Below are 18,308 nucleotides of genomic sequence, written 5' to 3'. Positions count from 1 at the left end.
TGTTCAATGTCAGATCTCGTTGCGATCGTGTACCCATCCGAAGTCAAAGCAGAGGAAGTTCGGCAAAAAATACTCAAGCTTCAGAGCGAGTACCTGATCACGATCAGCGATGCCGTGATCGCAGTCAAAACCGGGGACGCTGTAAAGCTCAATCAGCTCGTGAACACCACCATGACCGGCGCCGCCAGTGGCAGCTTCTGGGGACTGCTCTTGGGGATGGTATTCCTGAATCCCCTTCTCGGCGTGGCGCTCGGAGCCGGCGCAGGCGCTTTGAGCGGTGCGCTGACCGATTTCGGGATCAGAGACCAGTTCATGAAGGATCTCGCGTCGAAGGTGAAATCGGGAGATGCCGTTCTGTTCCTGCTGATCAAGTCCATGACCTCAGACAAGGTTCTCAATGCGATCAAGGATGCGGGAGGGATCGTCCTGACGACCTCGCTCGATGAAAAGAAGGAGCAGCACCTTCGCGACGCGCTCGCAGCCGCAACTCAGGCCAAGGCTGCCTAGTCGCCGATCTTGTGGCGGCCTAATACGCTGCGGACTTGCGTGGGGATCAGTGCGCAACAGCATCGGTCCTTGGGCGGATCGCCAGCGATGAGGTTGGCTGCGGCGTTCGGCTCCGCGGTCGCTTCCCTTCCGCGCAGCCAGGAGCCGGGAGAAAATCATGCGCAAATTGTTTCTATGGGGCCTAGCACTTGGGATTGCTTCGGTGGCGATCACGGCGACCAGCGGTCGTTCGCAGGCCGGCCTTATTGCGCCGCTGGGTCTGCGCCAGGCCGCCGACGAGCTTCGTCTCGCGGAAACTGTCCAATTCACCTGGAGGGGCCACCGCTACTGTTGGTACAGCAGGGGATGGCGCGGCGGCGGTTGGTATCGGTGTGGTTTTGGTTCAAGGCGCGGCATGGGTTGGGGTGGTCCGGCGGGATGGCACGGATGGCGCCGGCCAGGCCACCGCCCGGTCACTCGGCCTCCGAGACCTGGGCGGCCAGGAATCCAGCGTCCGCAACCACTCCCGCAACCGCTTCCCGGCAGGAGCTGATGGCTGCTTTGTCTATCGTTCGCCGGCCGCGACGTGGCCGCACGCCAGTCGGAGCCCCGCCATGTCCTTGAAGGAGCCGCAAACACGCGCGGGCCAAGTGCGCGATACCGTGCTGGTCGATCTCGCGCTGAGGGCAGTGGATCGTACCGGGCTTTTACCTGGGGGGTGCTCGATCGGCTCATGGATGAGCCGTGGTTGCGCAGCGAGGCAATATCGGGCACCTGACGACGACCAACGTTCATACTGGCCGTGGTGGGCGTGTGTAACAAGACATCGGGCCTTGCAGGGCTCGACCGTTTAGTTCGGATTACAAAGGGGATTGTCAGCCGTTCTCGACCAGAAACTCCACGCGCTCGGCGGCGAAGCGCGAGCGCTTGGTCACCAGCGGCTGGTCCAGCATGTCGACGTCGGTTGCGTCGACCACCAGCACCGGCCGTCCCAGCGGCAGGTCGAGTCGCGCGGCGTCGGTCGCATCGACGATCGCCGCGGTGATCCGGGTCGAGGCGCGGTGGTAGTCCTTGACGCCGTAATGCCCGAGCAGCTTCGTCATCGAGCGGACGTTGGCGAACACGCTGCCGGCATCGGGAAACCGCTCGGCCGACAGCCAGGTGGTGGAGACGCAGATCGGCGTCCGGTCGGCGAGCCGCACCGCTTCGATCCGGATCAGCGGCGCACCGATCTTCAGGCCGAGCTCGCGCGCGATCTCGCGATTGGCGGTGTCGCTGCTCGCATCGATCAGCTGGCCGCGCGGCTCGTGACCGCCGGCGCCGACGATCTCGGAAAATCGCGTGCGTGAGCGCAAGGGATAGGCGAGGCGCTGGGCTTCGACATAGGTGCCGCTGCCGCGTTCCGCGCGCACCAGGCCGCGCTCGGCCAATGCGGCGAGCGCCCGCCGCACGGTGTGCCGGTTGACCCGGTACGTCTCGGCGATCTCCATCTCGCCGGGCAGCTTTTCGCCGGCGGCGAAGCGACCGTCAGCGATGCCGCGCTCGATGCCGTCGGCGACCTGCCGCCACAAGGCGACGCCGGAACTTTCCTGCATGCTCATGGCGCGGTGATACCAGAAATCTTTGGTTTGTCACGAAACAGTCATGGCGCTCCGCTATCAAGTTGTCTAGTATCATAGACAACTTGATGCAAGCAAGGTTGCCCAAAGGTTTGCCCATGAGTTCGACCATGAGTTCGACCGGACCAAACAGCAAACAGGCCCAGCGCAAGGCCGCGATGATGGTGCTGGCGCACGCCGCCGCTACGGACATCGCAGGCAGGCTGGCCGCGATCGCGGTGCCCGCGCATGAGAACCTGCGCGAGCCGGAAAACGGCCTTGTGATGCTGCGCGGGCGGATCGGCGGCGACGGTGCGCCATTCAATCTCGGCGAGGCGACGGTGTCGCGCGCGGCGGTGCGGCTTGCGACCGGCGAGGTCGGCTTCGGCTACACGCTCGGCCGCGACGCGCGGAAGGCGCAGATGATCGCGCTGTGCGACGCCATGGTGCAGTCGGCGGAGTTGTCCGGCGAGGTGGAGGCCAAGGTGATCGCGCCGCTGCGCGTCGCCATGAACGCCGAACGCGGCCGCAAGGCAGCGGAAACCGCGGCGACGCGGGTCGATTTCTACACGATGGTGCGCGGTGAGGGATGATGCAATGACGACGATTGCCGAAATGCCCGCGGGCTTTGCCGACAAGGTGCTGTCGGCGCAGTCGACTTTCCGTTCCGTGATGGATGCGATGGCGCGCCCGGGCAGCGTGCAGCGCGTCGCCGCGAGCGTCGGAACGCCCGCCGGCATGATGCGCGGCTCGGCCGCGATCGCGCTGACGCTGTTCGATCACGACACGCCGATCTGGCTTGACGCTGCGATGTCGGCGACGCCGGACGTCGCCCGCTGGCTGAAGTTTCACGCCAGCGCGCCGGTGGTGGCCGATTCCTCGATCGCGAGCTTCGCTTTGATCGGCGATGCCGCGAGCCTGCCGGCGCTCGATCGCTTTGCATTCGGCAGCAGCGAATATCCTGACCGGTCGACCACGCTGATCCTGCAGGTCGACAGCCTGTCGCAGGGGCCGGCCTTCGAGCTGAAAGGGCCCGGCATCGACGGCAGCGCCGTGCTGCAGGCGATGATCAAGCCGCGCGACCTGTTCCAGCGGCTTGCGATCAACGAAGCCCTGTTCCCGCGCGGCATCGATGTCGTGCTGGTCCATGACGATGCCATTGTGGCGATCCCGCGCACCACGCGGCTGATCGCAAGCGGAGTGTGAGCGATGTATGTAGCCGTCAAGGGAGGCGAGCGCGCCATCGAGAACGCCCATCGTCTGCTCGCGCATGAGCGGCGCGGCGACCGCGAGGTGCCCGAGGTGACGCTGGCACAGATTTCCGAGCAACTCGCGCTCGGCGTCGATCGCGTGATGACCGAAGGTTCGCTCTACGACCGCGAGCTCGCGGCGCTCGCGATCAAGCAGGCGCGCGGCGACATGATCGAGGCGATCTTCCTGGTCCGCGCCTTCCGCGCCACGCTGCCGCGCTTCGGCGCCACCGAGCCGGTCAACACCGGCGAGATGCAGGTGCGGCGGCGGATCTCCTCGACCTTCAAGGACGTTCCGGGCGGCCAGATCCTGGGGCCGACCTTCGACTACACCCATCGCCTGCTCGATCCGCAGCTCGCGGAAGGCTTTGTGCCGGAGCAGCCGGCGACCGCGGAGGCCTCGCAGGCCGCCACGCCGCGGGTGACCGACATTCTCGGCCGTGACGGTCTGATCGAATCCTCGCCGCAGGCAGATAGCAACACGCCGGTCGGCGACCTCACGCGTGAGCCGTTGAGCTTTCCGGCCGATCGCGATTTGCGGCTGCAGAACCTGGCGCGCGGCGATGAGGGCTTCCTGCTCGCGCTCGGCTACTCGACGCAGCGCGGCTACGGTCGCAATCACCCGTTCGCCGGCGAGATCCGCTTCGGCGAGGTCGAGGTCGAGTTCTTCGCCGAGGACGCGGGCTTTGCCGTGCCGCTCGGCTCGATCGAATTGACCGAGTGTCAGATGGTCAACCAGTTCAAGGGCTCGACGACTGAGGCGCCGTGCTTCACCCGCGGCTATGGCCTCGCCTTCGGGCAGAGCGAACGCAAGACCATGTCGATGGCGCTGGTCGATCGCGCGCTGCGTGCGCGTGAGCTCGGCGAGGAGGCGGCGGCGCCGGCGCAGGACGAGGAGTTCGTGATGTCGCACTCCGACAATGTCCAGTCGACCGGCTTTGTCGAGCATCTCAAGCTGCCGCACTATGTCGACTTCCAGTCCGAGCTCGGCCTGTTGCGCAAGCTGCGGCAGGAGTTCGCGGAAGCCAACGAGGCCGTGGAAATGCAGGAGGCCGCGGAATGAACGCGCCGACGTACAATTTCGCCTATCTCGACGAGCAGACCAAGCGGATGATCCGCCGCGCGATCCTCAAGGCGATCGCGATCCCCGGCTATCAGGTGCCGTTTGCGAGCCGCGAGATGCCGATGCCCTATGGCTGGGGCACCGGCGGCGTGCAGGTGACCGCCGCGATCCTCGGTCCCGACGACGTGCTGAAGGTGATCGACCAGGGCTCGGACGACACCACCAACGCGATCTCGATCCGCAAATTCTTTGGCAAGACCGCGGGTGTCGCGACCACGACCTCGACCACGGACGCGACCGTGATCCAGACCCGGCACCGCATTCCCGAGGCGTCGCTGCATGCCGGACAGGTGCTGGTCTATCAGGTGCCGATCCCCGAGCCGCTGCGCTTCCTCGAGCCGCGCGAGACCGAGACGCGGCGCATGCACGCGCTCGCCGAATACGGGCTGATGCACGTCAAGCTCTACGAGGACATCGCGCGCTTCGGCCATATCGCGACCGCCTACGCCTATCCGGTGAAGGTGAACGCACGCTACGTGATGGACCCGTCGCCGACGCCGAAATTCGACAATCCGAAGATGGACAATTGCGCGGCGCTGCAACTGTTCGGCGCCGGCCGCGAGAAGCGCATCTACGCGATCCCGCCCTACACCACCGTGGTGTCGCTGGACTTCGAGGATCACCCGTTCACGCGCTACCGCTTCAACGCGCCCTGCGCGCTGTGCGGCGCCGACAATTCCTATCTCGACGAGATCGTCACCGACGACAAGGGCGGGCGGATGTTCGTCTGCTCCGACACGGACTTCTGCGAGCAGCGCCAAGCCGCCGGCCATCACGGCACCGAGAGCGCAGCGCCGCACAAGGAGAAGGCGCATGTCTGAGCTCGCGAGCCTCGACAACGACGAGCCGTTGCTGGTGGCCGAAGGGCTTGCCAAGAATTACGGCCGGCTTGCCGCCTGCCGCGACGTCTCGTTCGCGCTCTATCCCGGCGAGGTGCTGGCGATCGTCGGCGAGTCCGGCTCGGGCAAGTCGACGCTGCTGCAGCTGCTCTCGGCGCAGCTCGCGCCGAGCGCGGGCCGGGTGTGCTACCGGATGCGCGACGGCGTGCTGCGCGATCTCGCTGAACTCGGCGAGGCCGAGCGGCGCTTCCTGTTCCGCACCGACTGGGGCTTCGTGCACCAGGACCCGGCGCAGGGCCTGCGCATGGGCGTCTCGGCCGGCGCCAATGTCGGCGAGCGGCTGATGGCGGTCGGCTGGAATCATTACGGCCGCATCCGTGACACCGCGTCGACCTGGCTGGAGCGGGTCGAGATCGATACCGGCCGCATCGACGATGCGCCAAAGACCTATTCCGGCGGCATGCGGCAGCGGCTGCAGATCGCCCGCAACCTCGTCACTGAGCCGCGGCTGGTGTTCATGGACGAGCCGACCGGCGGCCTCGACGTCTCGGTGCAGGCCCGCCTGCTCGACCTGATGCGCAACCTCGTCAGCGAGCTCGGGCTTGCCGCGATCGTCGTGACCCACGATCTGGCGGTGGCGCGGTTGCTCTCGCATCGCGTGATGGTGATGAAGGGCGGCCGCGTCATCGAGACCGGCCTCACCGACCAGGTGCTCGACGATCCGCGTGAGCCCTATACGCAGCTGCTCGTTTCCTCGATTCTTCCGCCATGAGCGTGCCAATGACCGCGATGATCGAACTTGCCAACGCCGAGAAGACCTTCACCATGCATCTGCAGGGCGGCGTCGAACTGCCCGTGGTGCGCGGCGTCTCGTTCCACGCCGATCCGGGTGAGTGCGTGGTGCTGTCGGGCCCGTCGGGCGCCGGCAAATCCTCCATCCTGAAGATGATCTTCGGCAACTATCGCTGCGACAGCGGCCGGATCGGCATCCGCCATCACGGCATGGTTGTCGACCTTGCCACCGCCGAGCCGCGCCAGGTGCTGAGCATCCGCCGCTCGACCATCGGCTATGTCAGCCAGTTCCTGCGCGCCGTGCCGCGGGTGGCGACGATCGACGTCGTCGCCGAGCCTTTGATCGTCAACGGCGTGGCGCGCGAGGAGGCCCGCGCGCGCGCCGGCCAGCTGCTGCGCCGGCTCAACATTCCGGAGCGGCTGTGGACCCTGCCGCCCTCGACCTTCTCCGGCGGCGAGCAGCAGCGCGTCAACATCGCGCGCGGCTTCATCTCGGACCTGCCGATCCTGCTGCTGGACGAGCCGACCGCTTCGCTCGATGCGGCGAATCGCGCCGTGGTGGTCGAGCTGATCGCGGAGAAGAAAACCAAGGGCGTCGCGATGGTCGCCATTGTCCATGACGACGAAATCCGTCATCTGATTGCCGACCGCATCGTCGATGTGACCTCGTTCGCGGCTGCTGCCTGAAGGACCGTTTGAAATGACCGCCAAGCAAGACACCATCATCGGCAACGCCCGGCTGGTCCTCGCCGATCGCGTGATCGAGCAGGGCTGGGTCGCGATTGCTGATGGCAAGATCGCCGAGTTCGACGAGGGCAGTGCGCCCGAGGCCGCCGAGGATGCCGGCGGCGATCTCCTGATGCCCGGGCTGATCGAGCTGCACACCGACCATCTCGAGATGCACTATGTGCCGCGGCCGAAGGTGTTCTGGAATCCGGTCGCGGCCGTGATCTCCTATGACGGGCAGCTCTCGACCTCAGGCATCACCACGGTGCTGGATTCGCTGCGGGTCTGGCGCGAGGACGGCGCCGAGGATGTCGACGGCCGCGCCGGCGTGCTGGCGGCGGCGATCGCGGCGGCGCGCGAGGAGAATCTGCTGCGCGCCGATCACTTCCTACATCTGCGCTGCGAGGTCCCGATGCCGGACGTGGTCGCCGAGGCCAAGGAGCTGATCGACCGGCCGGACGTGCGGCTGATGTCGCTGATGGACCACACGCCGGGCCAGCGCCAGTTCCGCGACGAGGTCAAGCTGCGCGACTACTATCGCGGCAAGGGCGGCGGCATGACCGACGCCCAGCTCGACGTGCTGTTCGCACGGCGCTTCGCCTATCAGAAGGAATATGCGGTGGCGAACACCCGCGCGATCGTCGCGCTGGCGCATGAATACCGGATCCCGCTGGCGAGCCATGACGACACCACGGATGAGAACGTGGTCGACGCCGTCAACGACAAGGTCGCGGTGGCAGAGTTCCCGACCACGATGGAAGCCGCGCGAGGCTTGCACGCCGCCGGCATCGACATCCTGATGGGCGCGCCGAATGTGGTGCGCGGCGGCTCGCACTCCGGCAACATCGCGGCCGTCGATCTCGCCAATGAGGGCATGCTCGATATCCTGTCGTCGGACTACATCCCGTCCAGCCTTTTGATGGCGGCGCTGCAGCTGCCACGGCATGTGCCGGCGATCGATCTCGCTTCCGCCGTGCGCACCGTGACCAAGACGCCGGCCGAAGCGGTCGGGCTCACCGACCGCGGCGAGATCGCGGTCGGCCGGCGCGCCGACCTGATCCGCGTGCACGTTGCGCGCGATCTGCCTGTCGTGCGCAGCGTCTGGCGCGAGGGAGGGAGGGTCGCATGACCGATGCATCCGTCGTCGCCGATCGGCGCGCCGGAATCGGTCCCGGCCGGCTGATCCTGGTGGTCGGCCCGAGCGGCGCCGGCAAGGATACGCTGCTGGGGTTCGCCAAGGCGGCCTGTGGCGATGATCGCGATGTCGTGTTTCCGCGCCGGCTGATCACCCGCCAGGCCTCGGCGTCGGAGGACAATGAGGAGGTCAGCGCGGAGAGCTTCCAGCGCGCGGTAGCCGCCGGCGACTACGCCATGCACTGGGAAGCGCACGGCCATCGCTACGCGCTGTCGCGGTCGATCAACGACGATATCGGCGCCGGGCGCACCGTGATCGCGAACGTCTCGCGTACCGTGATCGCCGCTGCGCGCCGCAACTATGCCAATGCTGTCGTGGTGCTAGTCACGGCGCCGCCGGATGTGCTGGCCGCGCGGCTCGCAATGCGGGCGCGCAGCAGCGACGGCCTTCTCGAGCAGCGGCTGGCCCGCACCGTCGACGAGGGCACGTCGACGCCCGATTTCACCATCGTCAATTCCGGCACCGCCGACTATCATGCGCGACAGCTTGTCCGCATCATCAAGGGCGAACGCTGGGACGAATAACAACCAAAAGGAGACGGCACGAATGTCGGTGATCGAAACGGTCGAGCAGCTTGAGGCGATCTACGGCTTCCCGAACGACGCGTCGACCGTGAAGGTCGCCGATCACGTGACGCCGCTCTATCGTGTGCTCATCGAGAAGTCGCCGTTCGTGTCGCTTGCGACCGCAGGCCCCGAAGGGCTCGATTGCTCGCCGCGCGGCGACCTGCCGGGCTTCGTGCGCATCCATGATGCGAAGAGGCTGATGATGCCGGATCGCCGCGGCAACAATCGCTGCGATTCGCTGCGCAACATCGTTCGCGATCCCCGCGTCGGCTTGCTGTTCCTGATTCCGGGCTCAGGCAGCACGCTGCGCGTCAACGGCCGCGCTTATGTCACGGCCGAACCGGAGCTGCTCGCCTCCTTCATGATGGAAGGCAAGGCACCGCGCACGGTGATCGTAATGCATGTGGAGGAGATCTATTTCCAGTGTGCGCGCGCGATCGTGCGCTCCGATCTCTGGAATCCGGACAAGCGGGTCGATCCGAAGGTCTTGCCGACGCCGGGCCAGATCCTCGCCGAGATGAGCGAGCACACGGTCGGCGGCGAAAAATACGATCGGGAATGGCCGGAGCGCGCGCGACAGACGATGTGGTGATGCGCCCGGACGGCTGGGAAGCATGATCCGGAAAAGTGCGAAGCGGTTTTCCCTGCGACAAACGCGAAGCGTTTGCGCGGAGATCATGCTCAAACAAAAGCGCTTATAGCGCGCTGACGATTGAACCCATCGCGCTTTAGGCCTCGGCGCGGTCTTCCCAGTCCTCCCAGGTCACGTCAGCATTGATCTCGAGGTAGCGCGCAACGGCAACGCCGATGGTGGGGAAGAAGTTATTCTCGCCGAGTTGCGCCAGCAGGCCGAATTTCTTCAGCTTGTCCTTGACGGGGTCCTTGAGCTCGGCAAAGCACAGCTCGATCTTCTGTGCGTGCAACGCCTCGTCCAACTCGGCGAGAATATCGCCCGCGGTCACGTCCACGCTGGTGACGGGCTCGGCCGTGACCACCAGCCAGCGCACCGGCGTCGGAGATTTCGCCACCGCATCCAGCGCACGTTCCTTGAAGAACTCGGCATTGGCAAAGAACAGCGGCGCATCCCACCGGAACAGCACCAGTCCGGGGATCTGGCGCGCGTCCGGGTATCGCGTGATGTCGTGATAGCCCTTCACGCCGGAGGCGCGGCCCAGCACGGCGGAATGTGGCCGCCAGCCGTCCCACAGGAATTCGACGATCGCGAGCACGATGGCGAGGCCTATTCCGGGGATCACGCCCAGCACGGCCACGCCGACAAAGCAGACCATCGATAGCCAAAACTCCCACTGCTGAATGCGGTAGATTCGCCTGAGGTCGCCGATCTCAAACAGGCCGAGCGCAGCGGCGATGACGACGGCGGCCAACGCGGCGTTGGGCAAGTGCTGCAGCAAATTCGGCGCTATCAGCAGCAGGAAGGCGATGGCCAGCGCGCCGATGACGCTGGTCAATTGCGTGCGCGCTCCGGCAGCTTCCGCAACGGGCGTTCGCGATCCGCTGCTGCTGATCGGAAAGCCCTGAAAGAAGCCGGCCGCCAGATTGGCCGCGCCGAGCCCCACCATCTCCTGGTTGGGATCAACGCGATCGCCCAATCGTCCCGCATAGGCGCGCGACAGGACGCTGGTATCGGCGAACGACACCAGCGCGACGGCGCAGCCGCCGATCAGCACCTGCACGATGTCGCCATAGCCGATCCGGGGAATGGCAAATCCCGGTAAGCCCTGGGGAAGCGAACCCAGGACCGTCACGCCGAAGCGGGCCCCGAGATCGAGAACCCCGGTGACGACCGTCGCGGCGACGACGGCAATGAGAATGCTGGGCAACCGCTTGTTCCGGGCGAGCAGCAGGATCACCGCCAGCGTCGCAAGGCCGATCCCGAGGGTCGCCCAATTCGTCTTTCCGTCGACGATTGCTTCGATGACCGCCCAGAGGCTGCGCAGAGGTCCATCGCCTTCAATGGAAAAGCCGAACAGCTTTGGCAGCTGGCTGATCAGCACGGTCAGGGCAATGCCGTTCATGTAGCCGTAGCGGATCGGCTTGGAGAGAAGCTCGGTCAGGAATCCCAGCCGCGCGATACCCGCGACGATGCATATCGTCCCGGAGACGACCGCCATCATGGCGGCCAGGGTTGCCGCACGCATCGGATCGCCGCCAGACAGCGGAACGACGACGCCGAGGATGATGGCCGCAAGCGCCGAGTCCGGCCCAAGGACAAGGATGCGGCTCGGCCCGAACAGCGCGTAGACGAGCAGCGGGATGATCGTCGCATAGAGCCCGTAGATGCCGGGCAGGCCGGACGCCTCCGCATAGGCGATGCCGACCGGGACCAGCATGGTCGCGAGCACCAGCCCGGCGACGATGTCGTGTGGGAGCCACGCCGCTTGATATCGACGCAGCGTGGTGAGACCTGGCAGCCAGCCGGTCCAATGCTTCATCGCCGGTCACTCCCAACGTCGTTGGGGCCGCAGGCGCTTGACGTGAACCGCTCTACCCCTTCAACCGCTCTACCCCTTCGCCTGCTCATCAAACGCCTTCAGCGACACCGCTGCAATCTCGCGCAGCGCGTTGCGGTCGGCGCCCGAGGAGGCCATCACGCACATGCCTGATGTCACCGCGGAGAGATAGCGGGCAAGGGTGGCGGGATCGGCGTTTTCGCCCAGGTCGCGTTCGGCCTTCGCGCGGACGAAACGCTCATGCAACTGGTCCTCGGTTCGGGTGCGACGCGCTGCCAGTTCAAATGGAACATTCTCCGAGCCGGTGCCGCAGGCAAGGCCGCCCTGCACCAGCAGGCAGCCGGGCGGGTTGGCGGGATCGGTCTGGGCGTCCGCGTGCTCCATCAGAAATCGTTCGGCCACCTCTCGGGCGGTGGAGGCGCTCAAAACCTTTTCCATCCAGGCGTCGCGCTTCTCGGTGTAGCGGTCGAGCGCGGCCTTCAGCAGACCCTCCTTGCTGCCAAAGGCGGCGTAGAGGCTCGGCGGATTGATGCTCATCGCCTCGGTGAGCTGCGCGATCGTCGCGCCCTCGTAACCATGGCGCCAGAACACATCCATGGCCTGGTCCAAAGCGGCGTCCGCGTCGAAAGCGCGGGGGCGTCCCATTCCCATTTTTCGTTGCTCCGTAAGCCGGGTGCCGTTTCTATGACGGATTGTCCCTGGCTTATCCTCTTGTTGCACGTGATGTTTTTCCGCGACTTCCCATTTCCCCATGAATGAGATAAGAAATTCATAGTGCTCGATACATAAGTATCTTGCGAACCGGCGTCCAGCTCCACATCTGTAGCGAACACTACAGATATCTGGAGCGCGTGAATGCCCCCGTCAATTCAAAATCTCCGTTCCGGCCGCTTCCGACGTGTCGTCGGCGGTATCGTGATCCTTGGCGCCCTCGCGGTGGCCGGTTCGATCGCGACCGGCCACTATTTTCATGCCGCACAGGCGACCGCGACTGCCGCGGCTCCCGAGCCGGCGGTCCCGGTCACCGTTGCCGTGATCCAGCCGCGGCCGACCACGCTGTTCGATGACTTCTCGGGCCGGCTCGAAGCCGTCGACCGGGTTCAGCTCCGGCCGCGGGTGGCCGGTGCGATCCTTTCGACCAACTTCACCGAGGGCGCGCTGGTGAAATCCGGCGACATCCTGTTCAAGATCGACCCCGCGCCCTACGCCGCCGAGGTCGATCGCGCCCAGGCGCAGCTCGAGGCCGCCAAGGCCCGCGTCGTGTTCACCACGAGCGAAGTCGAGCGCGGCGCGCAACTGGTCGGCAACAACATCGTGACCAAGCGCGATTTCGACCAGCGCGACAACGCCAATCGCGAGGCAGTCGCCAACGTCAAGGCCGCCGAAGCCGCGCTGCAGACGGCCAAGCTCAATCTCGACTACACCGAGGTGCGGGCGCCGGTCGACGGCCGGGTCGGCAGGATCGAGGTCACCGTCGGCAATCTCGTCGCCGCCGGCACCTCGTCACCGGTCCTGACCTCGCTGGTCTCGGTCAATCCGATCTATGCGAGCTTCGATGCCGATGAGGAAGTGGTGCTGCGCGCGCTGAACTCGATCGCGGATGCCTCCGGCAAGCGCGGCAATCTCGACCAGATTCCGGTCGACATGGTGACGTCGGGCGGCCTCAGCGCCAAGGGGCACATCCAGCTCATCGACAACCAGGTCAACGGGCAGAGCGGCACCATCCGAGTCCGCGCCGTGTTCAAGAACGATGACGGCCGATTGATCCCGGGGCAATTCGCCCGTGTGCGCATGGGCCAGCCCAAGCAGCAGACGCTGGTGCTGATCGACGAGCGCGCCGTCGGCACCGACCAGGACAAGAAGTTCGTCATGCTGGTCGGCGACGACAGCCGCGCGGTCTATCGCTCCATCACGCTTGGCGGCTCGGTCGATGGCCTGCGGATCGTCTCCGCCGGCCTGAAATCCGGCGACCGCATCGTCGTCAACGGCCTGCAGCGCGTGCGTCCCGGCGCACTCCTGAAGATGGAAGTCGCCGAGATGGGCGCGCGCGGCATGCAGCAGGCGTCCACTGAAACCAACCAGCACGTCGTGCAGCGCTAGGCGCTGCACGCGGGGGCGGAGCCATGAATCTCTCAAAATTCTTTATCGACCGGCCGATCTTCGCCGGCGTGCTTTCGATCCTGATCTTCCTGGCCGGCCTGATCTCGCTGCTAGCGATGCCGATCTCGGAATATCCCGACGTGGTGCCGCCGTCGGTCGTGGTGCGCGCGACCTATCCCGGCGCCAATCCGAAGGTGATCGCCGAGACGGTCGCGACCCCGATCGAGGAGCAGATCAACGGCGTCGAAGGCATGCTCTACATGTCGAGCCAGGCGACCACCGACGGCGCGATGACGCTGACGGTGACGTTCCGGCTCGGCACCGACCCCGACAAGGCGACCCAACTGGTGCAGAATCGCGTGCAGCAGGCCGAGCCGCGCCTGCCGGCTGTGGTGCGCCAGCTCGGCATCATCACCAAGAAGAGCTCGCCCGACCTCACCATGGTCGTGCATCTGCTGTCGCCGAACAACCGCTATGATATGACGTATCTGCGCAACTACGCGGTACTCAACGTCAAGGACCGGCTGGCGCGGATCGACGGCGTCGGCGACGTCCAGCTCTATGGCGCCGGCGACTATTCAATGCGGGTCTGGGTCGATCCGCAGAAAGCCGCCGAGCATTCGCTGACCGCGAGCGACGTCGTACGCGCGATCCAGGCCCAGAACGTCGAGGCTGCCGCCGGTGTGGTCGGCTCCTCGCCCAGCGTCAAGGGCATTGACCTCCAGCTCTCCGTCAACGCCGAGGGACGGCTCTCGACCGAGGAGCAGTTCGGCGACATCGTGGTGAAGACAGGTTCGGCTGGCGAGGTGGTGCGGCTGCGCGACGTCGCGCGGGTCGAGCTCGGCGCCTCCGAATACGGCCTGCGCTCGCTGCTTGACAACAAGCAGGCGGTCGCGATCCCGATCTTCCAGGCGCCGGGGTCGAATGCGCTGGAGATCTCCGACCATGTCCGCGCCACGATGGCCGAGATCAAGAAGAACATGCCGGAAGGCGTATCCTACCAGATCGTCTACGATCCGACGCAATTCGTGCGTTCGTCGATCGAGGCTGTCATCCATACGTTGCTCGAGGCGATCGCGCTTGTCGTGCTGGTGGTGATCCTGTTCCTGCAGACCTGGCGTGCCTCGATCATTCCGCTGATCGCGGTCCCGGTGTCGATCGTCGGCACCTTCGCGGTGATGCATGTGTTCGGCTTCTCAATCAACGCGCTCAGCCTGTTCGGCCTGGTGCTGGCGATCGGCATCGTGGTCGACGACGCCATCGTCGTGGTGGAGAACGTCGAGCGCAACATCGAATCCGGCCTGTCGCCGCGCGATGCCACCAACCAGGCGATGCGCGAAGTGTCCGGCCCGATCATCGCGATCGCGCTGGTCCTGATCGCGGTGTTCGTGCCGCTCGCCTTCATCTCCGGCCTCACGGGACAGTTCTACAAGCAGTTCGCGCTGACGATTGCGATCTCGACCGTGATATCAGCGATCAATTCGTTGACGCTGTCGCCGGCGCTGTCGGCTCTGCTGCTGAAGGGACATCACGAGCCGAAGGACTGGCTGACCCGGATCATGGAAAGGTCGCTCGGCTGGTTCTTCCGCGGCTTCAACAAGGTCTTCACCAAGTCCTCCGAGAACTACGGCCGCACCGTCACCAAGGTGATCTACGGCAAGGCCGTGGTGATCGGCCTCTATGTGCTGCTGATCGGCCTGACCGGCGTTCTGTTCAAGCAGGTGCCGAGCGGATTCGTGCCGGGCCAGGACAAGCAGTATCTGGTCGGCTTTGCCCGCCTGCCCGATGGCGCGACGCTCGACCGCACCGAGGAAGTGATCCGCAAGATGAGCGACATCGCGCTGACCCAGCCCGGCGTCGAAAGCTCGGTGGCGTTCCCCGGCCTGTCGATCTCCGGCTTCACCAACTCCTCCAACGCCGGCATCGTGTTCTCGACCTTGAAGCCATTCGACGAGCGAAAGGATCCCTCGCTCAGCGGTCCGGCGATCGCGGCGGCGCTCAACAAGAAATATGCCGGCATCCAGGATGCCTTCATCGCCATGTTCCCGCCGCCGCCGGTCAACGGCCTCGGCACCATCGGCGGCTTCAAGCTGCAGATCGAGGACCGCGCCGGCCTCGGCTATGAAGCGCTGAACGACGCGACCAAGGCGTTCATGGCGGCGATGCAGAAGGCGCCGGAGATTGCCGGCGTGTTCTCGAGCTTCCAGGTCAACGTGCCGCAGCTGTTCGCCGATATCGACCGCACCAAGGCGTTGCAACTCGGCGTGCCCGTCACGGAGGTCTTCAACACGCTGCAGATCTATCTCGGCTCCTACTATGTGAACGACTTCAACAAATTCGGCCGCACCTACTCGGTCTATGTGCAGGCCGACGCGCCGTTCCGCGCGCGTGCCGACGACATCAGGCAGTTGAAGGTGCGCTCGTCGTCGGGCGACATGGTGCCGCTGTCGGCGTTGCTGAAGGTCCGCCAGAGCGCGGGTCCGGAACGCGCGATCCGCTACAACGGCTTCCTGTCGTCGGACATCAACGCGGCTGCCGCGCCGGGCTATTCCTCCGGCCAGGCCCAGGAGGCGGCGACGCGGATCGCGGCCGAAGTGCTGCCGCCCGGATTCGCTTTCGAATGGACCGACCTGACCTATCAGGAGTTCATCGCCGGCAACTCCGGAATCTGGGTGTTTCCGCTGGCGATCCTCCTGGTGTTCCTGGTGCTCGCCGCGCTCTATGAGAGCCTGGCGCTGCCGCTCTCGATCATCATGATCGTGCCGATGGGGCTCTTGGCCGCGATGTTCGGGGTCTGGCTGTCGAAGGGCGACAACAACGTCTTCACCCAGATCGGCCTGATCGTGCTGGTCGGATTGTCGGCCAAGAACGCCATCCTGATCGTCGAATTCGCGCGCGAGCTCGAATTCGCCGGGCGGTCACCGATCCGTGCCGCGATTGAGGCGAGTCGCTTAAGGCTGCGACCGATCCTGATGACGTCGATGGCCTTCATCATGGGCGTGCTGCCGCTGGTGCTGTCGACCGGCGCGGGCTCGGAGATGCGGCGCGCGATGGGCGTTGCGGTGTTCTCCGGCATGATCGGCGTCACGGTGTTCGGCCTGTTCCTGACGCCGGTGTTCTACGTGCTGCTGCGCAGCCTCACCGGGATGAAGCCGCTGACGCAGCACGGCGAGACGACCATCCCTGGAAAAGCACACGCGACATGATGCCGCGTGTGCAGAGCGTTTTCGAGCGAAGTGGATACCGGTTCGCGTGAAGAAAACGCGGCAAGACAAAAAAACGAGAGCTTCAGCTTTGATTCAATCAAAACTGAAGCTCTCGTTCGTGTCAGCTTCGAACGGAATCAGGCTGCGATATCGAGCAGCAATTGTGACGAACCGCGGACCAGCACCTTGCGGCCCGCGGGCGTCAGTTCAAACGAATCGCCGCGCACGGCGACATAGCCGAGTGTGATCAGGCTTTCGACGGCGAACCTGTTCAGCCGTGAAGGGTTTGCTGCGGGAGCCCGCAACGCTTTCAGCGCATCCCACTGATCGGGTCTGAGTTCGAATTCTTCGCTCATCGGTCCAGACACTCCAGAAGTTCTTGGCGTGCGAGATACAGAGCGCAGATGAATTTCGTGCGACCACAACGAGTCAGGATTTCGATTTATGTGGACGCGTCGTCACATCGCCGTGTCATTGGAATACTTCAATTTTTTCGAATCATTGCGGCGCAATAACGCGTGATTTCGTCACAGTGATTAATCCCAAATTGTCACACAGGTTAATCGTCTCGATTAACCGCGCCGCACACTTGCGCCGCCATCGACCGGCAACGTGACGCCGGTCACGAAGTTTGCTTCATCGGAGGCGAGAAACAGCGCGGCATTGGCGACGTCCCAGCCGGTGCCCATCTTGTGACGCAGCGGCACCTTGCTGTCGCGCTCGGCCTCGACCTCGGCGCGGCTCTTCTTGAATTCGCGGGCGCGGGTGTCCACCGCCATCGGCGTGTTCATCAATCCCGGCAGGATCACGTTTGCGCGAATGCCATATTGCGCATTCTGGTAGGCGAGCTGTTCGGTGAAGGCGATCATCGCCGACTTGGTCGCCTTGTAGGCGACGTAGGGATAGGTCGTGATCGCGGCCATCGACGAGATGTTGATGATCGAGCCGCGCTGCTGCGCGCGCATGATCGGGATCACATGCTTGGCGGCGAGGATGCAGCTCTTCAGATTGATCGCCACGCAGCGGTCGAACGCCTCCTCGGTGATATCAAGCAGTTCGGCATCGCCGCCGGAGAGGCTGACGCCGACATTGTTGTGCAGGATGTCGACACTGCCCCAGCGGCCATGTGCGTCCGCCACCATCGCCTTGATGTCAGCATTTTTGGTGACGTCGGCCTTGAAGGCGACTGAAGTCCCGCCCTTGGCCGCGATCAGGTCGACCGTCTCCTGCGCCGAAGCCAGATTGTAATCGACGCACAGCACCCTGGCGCCTTCGCGCGCGAAGGTCAGCGCGGTGGCGCGGCCGTTGCCGATGCCCTCGCCGGGGCTTTGGCCTGCACCGACGACGATGGCGACGCGATCTTGCAGGCGCATCTCACTTCACTCCCTGTAGCGGGTACTGCTGCAGTACCTCCTTGTAGTAAGGTTCGTTGTCGATCTGCATGGTGGCGAGCACCCGCACCACGGCGCAGTAGAATGCGATCGTCAGCACGAGATCGGTCATGTGCTCGTCGGAGAGATGTTGCTTGATCTCGGCGAAGGTCGCATCCGACATCGCGAGCTCGCGCACCATCTCGCGGGCGCCCTTGAGGATCGCCTTTGCCAGCGGCTCGAGCTTCGACGGCTGGCCACCGGTCTCCGCGATCAGGCCCTTTATATCCTCGTCGGTGACGCCAAACTCCTTGCCGATCTTCACATGGTGGGTGAATTCGTATTCCGACTGCTCGAGCCAGCCGACCTGCAGGATCGCGAGTTCGCGTAAGCGCGGATCGAGCTTGCTCTTGAAGCGGATATAGCCGCCGACGCCGTTGAAGGCGCGCGCCATGTCCGGCGAGTTCACCAGCAGCTTGTGCAGATTGGTGTTGCGCTTGAGCATGTCACGATATTCGGGGGCGACCTGATCGGCTTCGAGATAGGGCAGGCGGGCCATTGTTGTTGTCCTTGTTTCGGCGGCTTG

The 18,308-nt window shown here is 64.9% G+C and carries 18 protein-coding genes and 1 pseudogene; 13 read left to right on the top strand and 6 right to left on the bottom strand.

Annotated elements, in window-relative coordinates:
- Nucleotides 1-6 precede the first annotated feature (6 nt).
- Both ACVWZM_RS07180 and ACVWZM_RS07175 read left to right on the top strand, forming a co-directional pair.
- On the top strand, nucleotides 7-507 hold the full coding sequence (locus ACVWZM_RS07180) for a DUF1269 domain-containing protein (RefSeq protein ID WP_076829007.1): 501 nt from the start codon (nucleotides 7-9) through the stop codon (nucleotides 505-507).
- Between the two features lie 565 nt (nucleotides 508-1,072).
- A pseudogene (locus ACVWZM_RS07175) lies at nucleotides 1,073-1,261 on the top strand (patatin-like phospholipase family protein); the annotation flags it as partial.
- 100 nt (nucleotides 1,262-1,361) lie between these two features.
- Here the strand turns inward: ACVWZM_RS07175 and phnF are convergent.
- Nucleotides 1,362-2,087, bottom strand: coding sequence for a phosphonate metabolism transcriptional regulator PhnF (gene phnF / locus ACVWZM_RS07170; protein ID WP_028334541.1), 726 nt, complete (start codon nucleotides 2,085-2,087; stop codon nucleotides 1,362-1,364).
- A 128-nt stretch (nucleotides 2,088-2,215) separates the two neighbouring features.
- Here phnF and phnG point away from each other — a divergent pair, with 128 nt between their 5' ends.
- The 9 genes from phnG to ACVWZM_RS07125 are packed head-to-tail and all read left to right on the top strand — an operon-like array spanning nucleotide 2,216 to nucleotide 9,167.
- Nucleotides 2,216-2,677: a phosphonate C-P lyase system protein PhnG gene (phnG, locus tag ACVWZM_RS07165; RefSeq protein WP_076829110.1), complete on the top strand. Its 462-nt coding sequence runs from the start codon at nucleotides 2,216-2,218 to the stop codon at nucleotides 2,675-2,677.
- A gap of 4 nt (nucleotides 2,678-2,681) precedes the next feature.
- Nucleotides 2,682-3,290 (top strand): phosphonate C-P lyase system protein PhnH, encoded by a 609-nt coding sequence (gene phnH, locus ACVWZM_RS07160; protein ID WP_076829005.1) that lies wholly within the window; start codon nucleotides 2,682-2,684, stop codon nucleotides 3,288-3,290.
- Nucleotides 3,291-3,293: 3 nt separating this feature from the next.
- A complete protein-coding gene (locus ACVWZM_RS07155) occupies nucleotides 3,294-4,397 on the top strand; it encodes a carbon-phosphorus lyase complex subunit PhnI (RefSeq protein ID WP_076829004.1) in 1,104 nt (367 codons plus the stop codon).
- Nucleotides 4,394-5,278, top strand: coding sequence for an alpha-D-ribose 1-methylphosphonate 5-phosphate C-P-lyase PhnJ (locus ACVWZM_RS07150; protein ID WP_016846424.1), 885 nt, complete (start codon nucleotides 4,394-4,396; stop codon nucleotides 5,276-5,278). Before ACVWZM_RS07155 ends, ACVWZM_RS07150 begins: the two co-directional genes overlap by 4 nt.
- A complete protein-coding gene (phnK, locus tag ACVWZM_RS07145; RefSeq protein ID WP_076829003.1) occupies nucleotides 5,271-6,068 on the top strand; it encodes a phosphonate C-P lyase system protein PhnK in 798 nt (265 codons plus the stop codon). Before ACVWZM_RS07150 ends, phnK begins: the two co-directional genes overlap by 8 nt.
- Before the next feature lie 8 nt (nucleotides 6,069-6,076).
- A complete protein-coding gene (gene phnL / locus ACVWZM_RS07140) occupies nucleotides 6,077-6,775 on the top strand; it encodes a phosphonate C-P lyase system protein PhnL (RefSeq protein ID WP_057015437.1) in 699 nt (232 codons plus the stop codon).
- Between the two features lie 13 nt (nucleotides 6,776-6,788).
- Nucleotides 6,789-7,943 (top strand): alpha-D-ribose 1-methylphosphonate 5-triphosphate diphosphatase, encoded by a 1,155-nt coding sequence (locus ACVWZM_RS07135; RefSeq protein WP_168857215.1) that lies wholly within the window; start codon nucleotides 6,789-6,791, stop codon nucleotides 7,941-7,943.
- Complete coding sequence (phnN, locus tag ACVWZM_RS07130; RefSeq protein WP_168857214.1) at nucleotides 7,940-8,533, top strand: phosphonate metabolism protein/1,5-bisphosphokinase (PRPP-forming) PhnN; 594 nt, start codon at nucleotides 7,940-7,942, stop codon at nucleotides 8,531-8,533. Before ACVWZM_RS07135 ends, phnN begins: the two co-directional genes overlap by 4 nt.
- 22 nt (nucleotides 8,534-8,555) lie before the next feature.
- On the top strand, nucleotides 8,556-9,167 hold the full coding sequence (locus tag ACVWZM_RS07125; protein WP_168857213.1) for a pyridoxamine 5'-phosphate oxidase family protein: 612 nt from the start codon (nucleotides 8,556-8,558) through the stop codon (nucleotides 9,165-9,167).
- 136 nt (nucleotides 9,168-9,303) lie between these two features.
- Here the strand turns inward: ACVWZM_RS07125 and ACVWZM_RS07120 are convergent, their stop codons facing one another.
- Both ACVWZM_RS07120 and ACVWZM_RS07115 read right to left on the bottom strand, forming a co-directional pair.
- The gene (locus ACVWZM_RS07120) at nucleotides 9,304-11,028 is read right to left on the bottom strand and encodes a SulP family inorganic anion transporter (protein WP_168857212.1); all 1,725 of its coding nucleotides are present in this window, start codon (nucleotides 11,026-11,028) and stop codon (nucleotides 9,304-9,306) included.
- Nucleotides 11,029-11,097: 69 nt separating this feature from the next.
- A complete protein-coding gene (locus ACVWZM_RS07115) occupies nucleotides 11,098-11,697 on the bottom strand; it encodes a TetR/AcrR family transcriptional regulator (RefSeq protein WP_168857211.1) in 600 nt (199 codons plus the stop codon).
- Nucleotides 11,698-11,901: 204 nt separating this feature from the next.
- Between ACVWZM_RS07115 and ACVWZM_RS07110 the strand changes: the two genes are divergently transcribed.
- Both ACVWZM_RS07110 and ACVWZM_RS07105 read left to right on the top strand, forming a co-directional pair.
- On the top strand, nucleotides 11,902-13,146 hold the full coding sequence (locus tag ACVWZM_RS07110) for an efflux RND transporter periplasmic adaptor subunit (protein ID WP_456852293.1): 1,245 nt from the start codon (nucleotides 11,902-11,904) through the stop codon (nucleotides 13,144-13,146).
- Nucleotides 13,147-13,169: 23 nt separating this feature from the next.
- Nucleotides 13,170-16,352, top strand: coding sequence for an efflux RND transporter permease subunit (locus ACVWZM_RS07105; RefSeq protein ID WP_456814082.1), 3,183 nt, complete (start codon nucleotides 13,170-13,172; stop codon nucleotides 16,350-16,352).
- A 137-nt stretch (nucleotides 16,353-16,489) separates the two neighbouring features.
- On the opposite strand, the gene ACVWZM_RS07100 is transcribed toward ACVWZM_RS07105, so the two are convergent.
- The 3 genes from ACVWZM_RS07100 to ACVWZM_RS07090 form a co-directional block, all read right to left on the bottom strand.
- On the bottom strand, nucleotides 16,490-16,708 hold the full coding sequence (locus tag ACVWZM_RS07100) for a hypothetical protein (RefSeq protein WP_076828992.1): 219 nt from the start codon (nucleotides 16,706-16,708) through the stop codon (nucleotides 16,490-16,492).
- 216 nt (nucleotides 16,709-16,924) lie between these two features.
- A complete protein-coding gene (locus ACVWZM_RS07095; protein ID WP_057015428.1) occupies nucleotides 16,925-17,725 on the bottom strand; it encodes an SDR family NAD(P)-dependent oxidoreductase in 801 nt (266 codons plus the stop codon).
- 1 nt (nucleotide 17,726) lies between these two features.
- On the bottom strand, nucleotides 17,727-18,281 hold the full coding sequence (locus ACVWZM_RS07090; protein ID WP_456852291.1) for a carboxymuconolactone decarboxylase family protein: 555 nt from the start codon (nucleotides 18,279-18,281) through the stop codon (nucleotides 17,727-17,729).
- Nucleotides 18,282-18,308: the final 27 nt, after the last annotated feature.

It is taken from the genome of Bradyrhizobium sp. USDA 4501 (assembly GCF_054062115.1).
Note: the sequence above shows the minus strand (reverse complement) of the source record. Positions and strands in the feature narration are given on the sequence as shown.